At 67.9% G+C, this 13788-nt stretch carries 9 protein-coding genes; 6 read left to right on the forward strand and 3 right to left on the reverse strand.

Features of this window, described 5'->3' with window-relative positions:
• Positions 1–53: 53 nt before the first annotated feature.
• Positions 54–2609: an ATP-binding protein gene (locus tag ACI3KU_RS11545; protein ID WP_404922461.1), complete on the forward strand. Its 2556-nt coding sequence runs from the start codon at positions 54–56 to the stop codon at positions 2607–2609.
• A complete protein-coding gene (locus ACI3KU_RS11550) occupies positions 2606–3292 on the forward strand; it encodes a response regulator (RefSeq protein ID WP_404922462.1) in 687 nt (228 codons plus the stop codon). The genes ACI3KU_RS11545 and ACI3KU_RS11550 overlap by 4 nt, the downstream gene beginning before the upstream one ends.
• On the opposite strand, the gene ACI3KU_RS11555 is transcribed toward ACI3KU_RS11550, so the two are convergent.
• Complete coding sequence (locus tag ACI3KU_RS11555) at positions 3254–4498, reverse strand: glycosyltransferase family 4 protein (protein WP_404922463.1); 1245 nt, start codon at positions 4496–4498, stop codon at positions 3254–3256. The genes ACI3KU_RS11550 and ACI3KU_RS11555 overlap by 39 nt on opposite strands.
• Positions 4499–4795: 297 nt before the next feature.
• Here ACI3KU_RS11555 and ACI3KU_RS11560 point away from each other — a divergent pair, with 297 nt between their 5' ends.
• Together ACI3KU_RS11560 and ACI3KU_RS11565 are read left to right on the forward strand one after the other, a co-directional pair.
• A complete protein-coding gene (locus tag ACI3KU_RS11560; protein ID WP_404922464.1) occupies positions 4796–5287 on the forward strand; it encodes a MarR family winged helix-turn-helix transcriptional regulator in 492 nt (163 codons plus the stop codon).
• 24 nt (positions 5288–5311) lie between these two features.
• Positions 5312–5581 (forward strand): GlsB/YeaQ/YmgE family stress response membrane protein, encoded by a 270-nt coding sequence (locus tag ACI3KU_RS11565; RefSeq protein ID WP_404922465.1) that lies wholly within the window; start codon positions 5312–5314, stop codon positions 5579–5581.
• A 1579-nt stretch (positions 5582–7160) separates the two neighbouring features.
• Here the strand turns inward: ACI3KU_RS11565 and ACI3KU_RS11570 are convergent.
• The gene (locus ACI3KU_RS11570; RefSeq protein WP_404922466.1) at positions 7161–9116 is read right to left on the reverse strand and encodes a ParB-like protein; all 1956 of its coding nucleotides are present in this window, start codon (positions 9114–9116) and stop codon (positions 7161–7163) included.
• A gap of 99 nt (positions 9117–9215) precedes the next feature.
• On the opposite strand from ACI3KU_RS11570, the gene ACI3KU_RS11575 reads away from it, so the two are divergent.
• A complete protein-coding gene (locus ACI3KU_RS11575; protein WP_404922467.1) occupies positions 9216–9347 on the forward strand; it encodes a hypothetical protein in 132 nt (43 codons plus the stop codon).
• A 53-nt stretch (positions 9348–9400) separates the two neighbouring features.
• The gene (locus ACI3KU_RS11580) at positions 9401–11902 is read left to right on the forward strand and encodes a DEAD/DEAH box helicase (RefSeq protein WP_404922468.1); all 2502 of its coding nucleotides are present in this window, start codon (positions 9401–9403) and stop codon (positions 11900–11902) included.
• Between the two features lie 575 nt (positions 11903–12477).
• Here ACI3KU_RS11580 and ACI3KU_RS11585 read toward each other — a convergent pair.
• A partial coding sequence (locus ACI3KU_RS11585) for an Ig-like domain-containing protein (protein ID WP_404922469.1) occupies positions 12478–13788 on the reverse strand: 1311 nt, incomplete at its 5' end.

The following is a 13788-nucleotide window of genomic DNA, read 5'->3' on the forward strand; positions in this document are numbered from 1 at the left end:
ATCGGCGCGACCCACGGTGCAGAGCTGACAGCAGCGAGAGCGGGGGCGATCCGATGAAGCGCGGAACCCTGCGAGTGCTGCTCGGGGCCGCCCCTGGCGTGGGCAAGACCGTCGAGATGCTGACCGAGGGTGCACGACTGCGCGACGAGGGTCGCGACGTGGTGATCGGCGTCGTGGAGACACACGGCCGCGCCATGACCACCGCCCGCACCGAGGGGATCGAGCAGATTCCCCGCCAGCGTGTGGAGCATCGTGGCGTGGCCCTCGACGAGCTGGACCTGGCGGCCGTGCTGCGGCGCCGCCCCGAGGTCGCCCTCATCGATGAACTCGCCCACACGAACGCCCCTGGCTCCACCAACATCAAACGGTGGCAGGACGTGGAGGACCTGCGCGACGCGGGCATCGACGTGATCACCACCGTCAACGTCCAGCACATCGAATCACTGGGCGACGTGGTGCAGCGGATCACCGGTGTCTCCCAAGCGGAGACGGTTCCGGATGCGGTGGTACGCGGGGCGGATCAGATCGAGGTGATCGACGTGGCGCCGCAGGCGCTGCGCGACCGACTCTCCGCCGGCTTCGTCTATCCCGCCGAGCGCATCGACGCGGCCCTGTCGAACTATTTCCGGCTCGGGAACCTCACCGCCCTGCGTGAACTGGCGTTGCTATGGCTGGCCGACGAGGTGGAGAGCTCGCTCGCCCAGTACCGCGAGCAACAGGGCATCGATGCGCCATGGCAGACCCGCGAGCGCGTGGTGGTCGCCCTCACCGGCGGCCCCGAAGGCGAGACGCTGCTGCGCCGTGGCGCCCGCATCGCCGCGCGCGGCGCCGGCGGCGAGCTCATCGCCGTGCACGTGTCAGGTCAGGACGGTCTCTCCTCCTCGGATCCCACGCTCCTGTCCGCGCAGCGCACCCTCGTCGAGAGCCTGGGCGGATCATTTCATGCGGTGGTGGGCGACGATATCCCGCGCGCCCTGGTGTCATTCGCCCGCTCGGTCGAAGCGACCCAACTCGTGCTGGGGGCGAGTCGCCGGGGTCGGCTGGCCACGGCCTTCACCGGCCCCGGCATCGGAGCCGCCGTGATCCGTGAGTCGGGTGAGATCGACGTGCACATGGTCACCCATGGCGAAGCCAACGGCGCCACCCGGCTCCCCCGGATGGCCCGCGGCGCGCTGAGCCGCCGCCGCGTGACGCTGGGGTTCGTCGTCGCCCTCATCGGCGGTCCCGTGCTGAGCTGGCTGCTCACCGCCTTCCACACCGAAGCCGCGATCACCTCGGAAGTTCTCGGCTACCAGCTGCTGGTGGTGGTGGTCGCACTCATCGGCGGCATCTGGCCGGCGCTGTTCGCCGCTGTCCTCTCCGGCGTCACCCTGGATTTCCTCTTCGTCGCTCCGCTGTACAAGGTCACCGTCGCCGACCCCCTGCACGCTCTCGCCCTCGGTCTCTACGTCGTCATCGCGATCCTGGTGAGCGCGATCGTCGACCAAGCCGCCCGTCGGCTGCGATCAGCGAAGCGTTCGGCCGCCGAATCGGAGCTGCTGGCAACCGTCGCCGGATCCGTGCTCCGCGGCGAGAGCGCCGTCCCCGCCCTGGTATCGCGCACCCGCGAGGCCCTCGGCGCGGCCGGCGTTCGGCTGCTGTCCCCCGAGGGTGCCGTCCTCGCCACGGATGGCGAACCCGTTCGCGGGACGGAGGATCCGGACGTTCGCGTGCAGATTGGATCCGGGCCCCAGGCCGTGCTGGAGGTGCACGGCGCGCGGTTGGATGCGTCCGAGCAGCGACTGCTCGGGGCCATCGCCGCGCAGTTGTCGGGCGCGCTGGAGAACGCGGAGCTCACCGAGCAGGCACGCCGGTCAGGCGCGATCGAAGCGGCGGATCAGGTGCGCTCCGCGCTGCTCTCCGCCGTCAGCCACGATGTTCGTCGGCCGCTGGCGGCAGCGGTCGCGGCCGTCGGTGGACTGCGCACGGCCGGCGAACGGCTGGAGCCCGCCGACCGCGCCGAGCTGCTGGAGACTGCGGAGGAGAGCCTGGGCACGCTGTCGTCCCTGGTCACCGACCTCCTCGACGTCTCACGGGTGCAGGCCGGCGCACTCGCGGTGCGTTTGGAGCCCACCGATGTGGGCTCGGTCATCCTGGCCTCGCTCGACGAGCTGCGGATCACCCCGGCCGACCTGGAGCTGCTGCTCGATCCGGCGCTGCCTCCGGTCGCCGCCGACGCCGTGCTGCTGAAGCGGGTGCTGGTCAACGTCCTCGCCAACGCTCAGCGTCACACGCCCGTCGGCACCCGGATCGCGCTCAGTACCAGCGAGCTGCGCGGGACGGTGGAAGTGCGCGTCATCGATCACGGTCCCGGTGTGCCCGCCGACCGGCTCGGCGACATCTTCCTGCCGTTCCAGCGCCACGGTGACACCGACAACACCAGTGGACTCGGACTCGGTCTCGCGCTCTCCCGGGGATTCACCGAGGGCATGGGTGGCACGCTCACCGCCGAGGCCACTCCGGGCGGGGGGCTCACAATGGTGGTCTCGCTCCCGGCGCACACGACACCCGATGCGTCCGCCCCTTCTCCCTCATCCCTCACCGCACCCGATCCATCGGAGCACGCATGAAGCTTCTCATCGCCGACGACGACCCCCAGCTTGTACGTGCGCTGCGCATCACCCTCGGAGCGCAGGGCTACGACGTGGTGACGGCCGCGGACGGCGAGGAGGCTGTGGCCCAGGCGGTCGCCCAGCATCCCGACATCGTGATGCTGGACCTCGGCATGCCGCACCTGGACGGCGTAGAGGTCATCCATGCCCTCCGTGGCTGGATGACGGCGCCGATCATCGTGGTGTCTGGCCGGACCGGATCCGCCGACAAGGTCGATGCCCTCGACGCGGGTGCCGACGATTACGTCACCAAACCGTTCCAGATGGATGAGCTGCTCGCGCGGCTGCGTGCCGTGTCGCGTCGCGCCCAGCCGGCTGTCACACCGACCGACCCCGTGGTGCGATTCGGTGCGGTGGAGGTCGATCTCGCCGCCCACGTGGTCACCCGCGACGGCAGCGCGGTGCACCTCACCCCCACCGAGTGGCGGATGCTCGAATTCCTCGCCCGCCATCCCGGAGCCCTGGTCACCCGGCAAGCGCTGCTGAAGGAGCTCTGGGGCACCGATCAGGTGAGCGACACCGGCTACCTCCGCCTGTACATCTCGCAACTGCGCAAGAAGCTCGAACGCGATCCGTCCAGCCCCGCCCACCTGCTCACCGAATCAGGGATGGGATATCGGCTGATCCTCGACGCGGCGTGATCCTGCACGAGTATCCGCACCGGGTCCGCCTCGTCGCCTTGAGGTCCTCGACGCGGCACTGTCTTGCGCCTGCGCGAGAGCATCGATCAGACTCGTGTGAAACCTCGACGCGGAGTGCCGGTCCACGACCAGGCGTGCTGCATCCGCGGTGGACGCGGCGATACTCGGCCAGTCGGTGACCACTCGTCGCAGGGCGGCGACGAGTGCGGGCGCGTCGTCAGGTTCGATCGCCGTGGCGGTGGACACTCCCTCGATCGCCTCTCGCAGCCCGGCTCGGGCCGCGACGATCACGGGGCGGCCAGCCAGCACCGCCTCCACCGCCACGTTGCCGAACCCCTCGTCGAGTCGGGACGGAACCACGAGCACGTCGATGTCTGCGAGGCAGGGGCCCACGTCCGAGCGGAAGCCCAGAAATATGACACGATCTGCGATTCCTTCCCGCGCTGCCGCGTCACGCAGCTCCCGTTCGTACCACTCGTAGCCGGGGAAGATCGCCCCCACGAGGTCCAGCCGCGCATCGGTGCCGCCCTCGACCACGGGGCGCAATGCGCTCACCAGCAGGTCGACTCCCTTGCGGGGAGACAGCCTACCCACGTATCCGATACGCAGCACGCCGCCGAGCTCCGAGCGCGCCGGCGTGACGCCCGAGGGCACGGGCACGGGATTGAGCACCACCCGGGTTCGGCCGGCGAGCGTGGGTTCGCTGGAGAGCAGAGCGTCACGCGTGAACCGGCTGTTGCAGATGATGACGTCGGCGAACCGCGCGGGAAACGCGAGCACGCGGCGCACGAGAGATCCGGCAGCGGTCTCCGCCTCGTGCAGGTGGAGGGCAACGGCCGCACCGCGACGGGAGAGCAGGCACCACAGCGGCAGGGTCACGGTGGATACGTAGACCAGCTCCGCACGGTGCTCTGCGATCTGCCGGCGCACTCCCCGCAGATCGCGGAGGGCGAGACGTACCAGGGCGCGCCATCCCGAGGGCTTCAGCAGGGACTTGCGAAGAACGAGCATGTCGGACACGCGAACATCGGCGCCGGCCAGGTGCAGCTCCTCGACCAGCGGACCGCCCTGAGGCAGAATGACGCGAACGTCGGCGCCGCTCGCGAGCATTCCCCGCACCGCTTCCGCGAAGACACGATCCGAACCGTACTGTTCCGCGCCCGGATGCACGGCAAGGATTCGAGTGGGCCGACGAGGAGAGGACATCGGGACAGGATCGCAGGATCGAGTCGACCACGACGCGAGGCATCCACAGCCGACGCCCCATCCCGCGACCTCGCACGTCACCGGATCACGGGCATGCGTTGCTCTTCTTCCCGCCGAGAGCCCGCGCTACTTCGCTGAAGACGGCACTCCGATCGAGCCTCAACCGGTTGTCACAACGGTCCCGGTGTCACCGTTCTCGGCCCGTACGGCACACCCCTGAGCAACATGTCTGCAATCGCAATAGTTGACTTTTCGAACTGTCCGCGCAATGATGTTTGAGACGGAAGGAGCAGGACGATGCTCAACACGACGAACACGGAGGACTCGCGATTCCCCGCGGCACAGTCCTCCGGCGAGATCGCTGTGATGAGCGGAATGCTGGCACTGCTGGAGGCAGAACGGCGCGTGCGCGTACAGATGCACACCGCTCTGAAGCTGTCTTCGGGTGAGCTGGCGGCGATGCAGACGGTGCTCCTCGCAGAGCCTCGCGGCGTGGTCCTCCGTCAGCGCGAGCTCGCCGAGCTTCTCGGCATGAAGCACAGTGCGATGAGCACGATGATCGATCGGCTCGTGGGTCGCGGCGACATGGTTCGCGACGCCCACCCGGACGATCGTCGGTCGATCGCGCTGCGCATCACCGACCAGGGCGCAGAACGCGTCGCCCAGACGATGGGAGAGGTGCAGAACGCCATCCTGTCGCGTGCGGGCGAGCTCACGGAGGACGAGCAGCAGATCGTGGCTCGCTTCCTCCACTCCGTCGCGGAAGATCTCACCGATCTTCGCGCGTGATCACAACATCGGGAAAGGGACATCATGGGATTCATCGCTTGGATCATTCTGGGTTTCATCGGCGGCGCCATCGGCAAGGCGATCGTCGGGAAGTCGATGGGCTGGATCGCCACCCTCATCTGCGGTCTCCTCGGTGGCGTCGTGGGTGGCTGGATCGTCGGCATGATCACCGACAGCGACAACGTGATGACGAGCTTCTTCTCGCCGTGGTCGTGGCTGGCGTCGATCCTCGGATCGGTCATCGTGGTGTGGATCGTGTCGCTGATGACGGGCAAGAGCCGCAAGGACGCCTGACACTTTCTCCGGAGCATTCCGGTACTCGGTGCCGGGGGTGAGCGAGTCTCACCCCCGGCACCGCCGTGTGTGTAGGTGTCGCGGCGGCGACGGTGTGGGGACCCGCGGTCGGTGGGGGACGCGCGGAGGGTGCGGCGAACGGAGGAGATTGTCGCCAACGGAGGATGAAATCCGCCTCTGGGGCTCATTCTCGCGACATCGTCCGCCTTTCGCGGCACCTGCTCAGACCGGGTGCCGTGTGAGCTTCGGGCGCAGCGGTGCCGACTGGCGAGCCCTTGCCTCGTCGAGCCGTTGCCATCCGCTCGCGGACCGCACTCGTGAAGCACTACCCCGAGCGCCGCGTTGCCGCCGGAAGTCTCCGACTTCGACTTCGACTTCGACTTCGACTTCGACTTCGAGACACGAGCCGCTCCCGCCGACGTCCAGCACGTGACGGAATCGGTGTCGCGAACGGAGGAGATTGTCGCCAACCGAGGACGGAATCCCGCCGAATGGCTCGCTTTCACGACATCGTCCTCCTTTCGCGACATGCCGCCTGAGACGAACGTCGAGCAATGGTGGCGGCTCGGTGATCCGCAGCCCCTGCGCCCCCATCCGCACTGCCGGAACCACGCTTTCGAGCACCACGGCGCGGTGACGTGGTGCTCGCGATGCCGATCCCCCTGCGGCCGAACGTCCTCGCCGGACACGACAATCCGGTCGCAGAGCCGGCTGTCCCGGACGGAGGAGATTGTCGCGAAACGAGGACGAAATCCGCGTCTGGGGCTCAGTCTCGCGACATCGTCCTCCTTTCGCGGCACCTGCGACCCGGAAGCCATGCGAGCGTCGGCCGTAGCAGTGCGTGCCGGCGCGCCCTCGTCGAGCCGTTGCCATCCGCTCGCGAACCGCACTCGTGAAGCACTCCACCAAGCGCCGCGTTGCTGCCGGAAGCCTCAGACTTGCGGCTTCCGGAGGGAGCCACTCACACCGACGTCCAGCAACGCGACGAAATCAATGTCGCGAGCGGAGGACATTGTCGCCAAACGAGGACGAAATTGCGCCGGACGGCTAGCTTTCGCGACATCGTCCTCCTTTCGCGACATGAGCACTTCATGCCAACGTTGAGCGACGGTGGCGGACTCAGTGATCCGCAGCCCCGCGCCCCCATTGCCGCCGGAACCACGCCCGTGAGCACACCGTCGTGCGGTTATGTGGCGAGCACGATGCCAATCTCCTGCGGCCGAACGTCCTCGCCGAACACGACAGGCACCGCGGCGGAATTGGTGTCACCAACGGAGGAGATTGTCGCCAAACGAGGACGAAACCCGGCCGGAGGGCTCGTTTTCACGACATCGTCCTCTTCTCGTGACACCGTGTGTGTTCGCGCCAGATGTGGCGTGCCGGGAGTCGCACGCAGTAATCAGCTGCCCGTTGCGCTGCCGCCATCACCCGGACCGGCGATCGACATCAGCCCTATTGATCGACGACAGTGCCATTGGCCTCGCGCCGTCGTCAACGGGACCGTCGCGAGCGTGCGCCCGAATGAACCGACGAAGGCCGGCGAGTCGCTCGTCGGAGCGAGCCGCCGACCTCTCGTCTGTCAGGCCCGCGAACGACGCCGAGCGACCAACACAACGCCGGCGAGAGCGGCACCGACGCCGACCCATACCGGCAGCAGATCGAGCGCGGATCCGGTTCGCGGCAGGCTGGCACTCACGGACACGGTCGGAGTGCGGGACGTCAGCGGGGACGTCGGCTTCACGATCGGAGCAGCCGCCACGGTAAGCGGCACGGTTCCCGCCGCCTCGCCGTCGACCAGCACAACGATGCGATGACTGCCGGCCGGGACCCCAGCGGGAATCACAGTGTCCAGCGTGAATGATCCGTGAGCATCCGTCGTCACGGTGCCGAGAACTACCGGATCGGAATGCAGCTCGACGGCGGCAAGAGCATGTGCCGGGAACCCAGCGCCCGACACCGTGATCGCGCCGCCCGGGATCAGGTCGCCGGAGACCGTCACCGACGCTGCGCCCGGGGTCGGCTCCGGGGACACGGTGGGGCTCGGCGAAACGGTGGGCTCCGGGGACACCGTCGGGATAGCGGAAGAAGTGGGCTCCGGGGAGACCGTCGGGGTTGGAGTTGAGGTCGGCGTCGGCTCAGGTGAGGTCGTCGGGCTGGGCGAAGTCGGCGAGGCCGATGGTGTCGGGCAAACGGTGGGCCCGGGAGAGGACGTCGGCTCCGGTGTATCCGTCGAGGTCGGAGACGCGGTTGGCTCCGGCGTCACCGTCGGCGAGGCGGTTGGCTCGGGAGACACCGTCGGTTCCGGGGAACTCGTCGGCGTCGGCATCACAGTCGGCGAACCCGTCGGCGTCGGCGAACTCGTCGGCTCCGGTGTACCCGTGGGCGTGGGCGTGCCCGTCGGCGTCGGTGTACTCGTCGGCGAACCCGTCGGCTCCGGTGTACCCGTCGGCTCCGGTGTACCCGTGGGCTCCGGTGCCACCGGGTGCGCGAGGCGGTACTCCGTCATGTACGCGAGCTTGCCCGGCTTCGCCTCGCCGTACGGCTGCGAGAGCTTCGCCCACTCCCCTTTCGTCTCCTTCTTGCCGTCGTTCCACTGCGCCAGCACGCTAAGGTCGCCCGCCGTGTATCCGGATTGCGGGTCCACGACAGCGTCCGCCCCGAGCGCCACCTGCTCCTCACTGATCTGACGGACGAGAGCGAGAGACGCCGCCCAGTCATCCTGGTTCCACCCGGCCACATTGATGTCGCTACGCGTGCGCAGCCAGGTGCCCCAGTAGAACTCCTGGAACGGAACCGCGCCGTCGGCGGTGTAGCCGATGTCGCGCGCGAAGTAGAGGATCGACCGATAGCGGTCGTCCTGGAAGTTGGCGAGCCCCACGTTCGCGGGGAGCTGGGCGGGGGTGATCGCGTTGCCGTTCACATCGCGCAGCCACGTCCACTTGTTGTCCTGCATCGCCTGCCAGAACTCCGCCTCCGACAGTCCCGACAGGTTGCCGAGCACGCGCAGCCGGACGTGCACGTCGGGACCGGCGTTCTCCTGGAACGAGGTGAGCGTGTGGTGTCCGTCGGTCAGGTACAGGATGCCACCGGGACCGATCACGACCGTCTTCATCGGCGCGATAGTCGCGGCCGTCTCGGATCCGACCGGCACCGTGCAGGTGAAGGTGGTCGGATCCAGAAGAGTCGCGTCGGGATCCGCGGACGCAGCGTCCTCCTGACCGTTGGCCTCGCACCAGTCGGCGAAGCGCTTGTTGACAGCGTCCTTGCCGATCGCGGAGTCATATCGACCGAGCTTGTAGAACACCTCGTCGTACCCGAGGGACGGCTGCGTCGGGTGGACGTCGCCGACGCGGACGTCGAGCAGCGTGTCCAGCTCAGCGCAGAGCGCGCGCGGGTCACCGACGGAGCACGACGAATCCTTGACGTCGGTGGGGGCGTCGACGGCATGGGCGGCGGACACAGGGAAGCCGAGGAGCACGGCAGCCGCGACAACGGCACCTGCTCCGAGCACGGCGAGGGGACGGGCGATCTTCACTCCTCGATGCTGGCCATCCGACGTGAGCGACCCGTGTCCGCCCGGTGAACAGACGGTGCCGGGACGCCACGCTAAGCATCTCTGTGCTGCCTATGCTCAATGGACTGGCGTCTGTCGCTGATGGCATCCTCCGATCCCACGAAATCCTCCCACGACGACAACAGTGCGCTGAGCTACGAGGCGTCCGCGCTCGGCGCCACGAAGACGGTCACCAGGGAGCGTGTCGGCTGAGAGCCACCCGGGGGTTTCTCGCGCGCGAGCGGGTGCGGGAGAATCGAAGCATCATGACTGCTGCGCCGCTGGATCCTTCCGCCCTCCGCATCGACGGCGCCTCCCCCGAACCCGACGCGATCTACGAGGCATTCGTGACCTGGGCGGAATCCACGGGTCTCTCCCTCTACCCGGCCCAGGACGAGGCGATCATCGAGATCGTCTCCGGCAACAACCTCATCCTGTCGACGCCCACGGGCACCGGGAAGTCCCTCGTCGCGATCGGCGCTCATTTCGCCGCGCTCGCCGAGGGGCGGCGCACCTACTACACCGCCCCGATCAAGGCGCTGGTGAGCGAGAAGTTCTTCGCGCTGGTCGATGTCTTCGGCGCGGAGAACGTCGGCATGGTGACGGGGGATTCGTCGGTGAACTCCGACGCGCCGATCATCTGCTGTACCGCAGAAATCCTTGCCAACCTCGCGCTGCGCGGCGGCACGGACGCTGAGGTGGGCCAGGTCGTGATGGACGAGTTCCACTTCTACGCCGACCCCGATCGCGGCTGGGCGTGGCAGGTTCCGATCCTCGAACTGCCGCAGGCGCAGTTCGTCCTGCTGTCCGCCACGCTCGGCGACGTGACCGACCTCGCCGCCGACCTCACCCGTCGCACCGAAAGGGAGACGGCCGTGGTCACCGGTGTGGAGCGTCCGGTCCCGCTGCACTTCTTCTACGAGACCGCACCGATCCACGAGACCATCGAGGAGTTGCTGCACACCGACCGCGCGCCGGTTTACATCGTGCACTTCTCGCAGGCAGCCGCCATGGAACGAGCGCAGGCGCTGCTGTCAGCCAAGATCGCCAGCCGTGAGGAACGCGATGCGATCGGCGAGCTGATCGCCGGCTTCCGCTTCACGACGAGCTTCGGCAAGACGCTCAACAAGTTCCTCCGCGCGGGCATCGGCGTGCACCACGCGGGCATGCTGCCCAAGTACCGACGCCTCGTGGAACAGCTCGCCCAGCGCGGACTCCTGAAGGTGATCTGCGGCACCGACACCCTGGGCGTCGGCATCAACGTTCCGATCCGCACCGTCCTGCTCACGGCGCTCACCAAGTACGACGGCACACGGATGCGCCAGCTGAACGCGCGTGAGTTCCACCAGATCGCCGGACGCGCCGGACGCGCCGGATACGACACGGCGGGAACCGTGATGGTGCAGGCCCCCGAACACGAGACCGAGAACCTCGCTGCCGTCAAGAAGGCGGGTGATGATCCGAAGAAGAAGCGCAAGATCATCCGAAAGAAGGCACCCGAGGGGTTCGTGTCCTGGGGTGAGCCGTCGTTCCAGAAGCTCATCGGCTCGGAGCCGGAGACACTCGGCAGCAGCATGCAGATCACCAGCGCGATGCTGCTGAACGTGATCGGCCGCGGCGGCGATGTGGTGGGCGGGGTGCGCTCACTCGTCTTCGACAACCACGAGCCGCGACCCCGCCAGTACGAGCTCGCGCGTCGTGCGCTCGGCATCTACCGCACGCTCCGCGAATCGGAGGTGGTGGAGGCGGGCCCGGACGGCCAGCCCCGGCTCACCGTCGATCTGCAGCCCAACTTCGCCCTGAACCAGCCGCTCTCGCCCTACGCGCTCGCCGCGTTCTCGCTGCTGGATCCGGCATCGGCAACCTACGCGCTCGACATGATCTCCATCGTCGAGTCCACGCTGGACGATCCGCGCGCGATCCTGAACCAGCAGGAGTTCCGTGCCCGCGGGGAAGCGGTCGCGGCGATGAAGGCCGAGGGTATCGAGTACGAGGAGCGGATGGAGCTGCTCCAGCAGATCACCTACCCGAAGCCCCTCGAGGAGCTGCTGGAGGCGACCTTCGAGACGTTCGCGTCGGCACAGCCCTGGGTGCGCGATTTCGAGCTGCACCCCAAGTCGGTCGTGCGCGACATGTATGAGCGCGCGATGTCCTTCGGCGACTACGTCGCGTTCTATCAGATCGCCCGTAGCGAGGGCGTCGTGCTGCGTTACCTCTCCGACGCCTACCGCGCCGCCCGGCAGACCATCCCCGACGAGCTCAAGAACGAAGAGCTGTGGGACATCATCGAGTGGCTGGGTGAGCTGGTGCGTCAGGTCGACTCGTCACTGCTGGACGAGTGGGAGCAGCTTGTCTCCCCCAGCGCATCCGAGGGCGACGATGCTGCCCCGATCGTCCCGCCCGCACCGAAGCGTCTCACCGCGAACACCCGCGTCTTCCGCATCCTGGTGCGCAACGAGCTGTTCCGTCGGGTGCAGCTCGCCGCGCGCGAGGACATGGCAGCGCTGGCGGAGCTGGACCCCGGCTTCGACTGGGACGGCGCGCTCGATGCGTACTACGCCGAGCACGACACGATCGGCACGGGCCCCGATGCGCGGAGCGCGGCGATGCTGCTGTTCGAGGAGGGGCCCGGCGAGTGGCGCGTGCGGCAGATCCTCGAGGACCCCGCGGGCGACCACGACTGGGGCATCTCCGCCGTGGTGGATCTCGCCGAATCCGACGAAGCCGGTGCCGCGATCCTGCACCTCGTCTCCGTCAACCGCCTGTAGCGGCACGTCGTCTCGCGTCGCGGTTCCGAGCGCACGTCGTCTCGCGTCGCTCGCTCAGCAACCGCACCAGCGAGACAAATGACCCTCCCGATCAGCATTCACGCAAGAACATCCATTCTATGCGCCGATCGCGAAGTGAGATTCGCCTTGCCGTGGACATCTCCCCGCAGACTCACGATTCTTGCTTCTCACGATAAACAGCGCCGTGTTTTGCCACCCCACGTCACTCCAGAACCGCGCACGCGGGGTGATCCTGGAAGGGATTCAACCGCGGGGCGTGCCGACGAAGGCACGCACGCGGGCCACACCACACCGCAGGAGCCGCACATGGACCGCAGCACCACCACCTTTGACGCCGACGCCCTCGACTTCGCTGTCACGCCGGCCTGGTACGACCGTCACCCCTCGCAGGCCGAGGGCGCCGACTTCTGAGTCGCCCCCCACGACGCAGCGCCCGTCACCTCTCCGGAGGTGACGGGCGCTTTCTGTTGCCCCTGAGCCGCGAAACGCTGAGCCGGGAAACGCCGAGGGCGGCAACCGGATGGTTGCCGCCCTCGGTGTGTGATCTCAGTCGATCAGGCCTTCGAGCCCTGGCGACGGATGATCGTGAGCGCACCAGCGCCGAGCAGGAGCAGCAGGGCTGCTCCGCCCACCAGGCCGCTGACGTCGGGCGTACCCGTGGTCGGCAGCGTGGCAGTGCAGGCCACGGTGTGGAACTTCGTCGCCGGACCCTCGATGCCGTCGCGGGTCTGCGTCGCCGAGTAGTCAGTGCCGCAGGCGAGCTTCGAGATGTTGATGCTCCAGGCACCCTTCTCGTCGACGGTGCCGCTGGCCACCTTCTTGCCGTCCTTGTCGCGGATGGTGACGGTCGCGGTGGCCTCACCCTTTCCGGACACCGTCTCCTTGGTCACCACGGTGACGGTCGGGGCGGTGGGAACGCTCGGAACCACAGCGCAGTCAGCGGTGGTGATGGTGGTCGGGGCGCTCTCGACGCCGTCGACGATCTGGACGACCCCGTAGGTGGTGCCGCACTCCAGGCCGTCAACCGACCAGGTGCCGTCAGCGCCGGCGGTGGTCGTAGCCACGACCTTGCCGTCGCCGTCGCGAACCTCGATGACAGCCTCCGGGAGGCCGACACCCTCAGCGCCGTCGTCGGTGATGGTGGTCACCAGCGGGGCACCCGGCACGCCGGGCTCGACGCAATCAGCGGTGGTGAAGGGCGTCTCAGCGCTGTCCACACCATCGATGATCTGCACGGCGGTGTAGTCGGTGCCGCACTCCAGGCCGGAAACCGTCCACGTGCCATCGGCAGCAACGGTGACGGTGCCGACGACCTTGCCGTCAGCATCGCGAACCTCAACCGTCGCGGCCGGCGTACCGGTACCCGCAACAGCGGTCTCGGTGGTCGACGTCACAACCGGAGCCGTCGGAGCAACAACACAGTCAGCGGTCGAGAACGGCGTCTCAGCGCTATCCACACCATCAACGATCTGCACCACGGTGTAGTCCGTGCCACAAACCAGACCGTCAACGGTCCACGTGCCATCCGGACCAACCGTCGCCGTACCGACAACGGTGCCGTCAGCATCGCGAACCTCAACCGTGGCAGCCGGCGTACCGGTACCCACTGCGGTGGTCTCGGTGGTCGACGTCACAACCGGAGCCGTCGGAGCAACAACACAGTCAGCCGTGGTGAACGGGGTCTCGGTGCTGTCCACGCCATCGACGACCTGCACAGCGGTGTAGTCGGTGCCGCACTCCAGACCGTCAACGGTCCACGTGCCATCCGGACCAACCGTCGCCGTACCGACAACGGTGCCGTCAGCATCGCGAACCTCAACCGTGGCAGCCGGCGTACCGGTACCCACTGCGGTGGTCTCGGTGGT

The organism is Microbacterium sp. ZW T5_56 (assembly GCF_044987425.1).
Classification (GTDB): Bacteria; Actinomycetota; Actinomycetes; order Actinomycetales; family Microbacteriaceae; genus Microbacterium.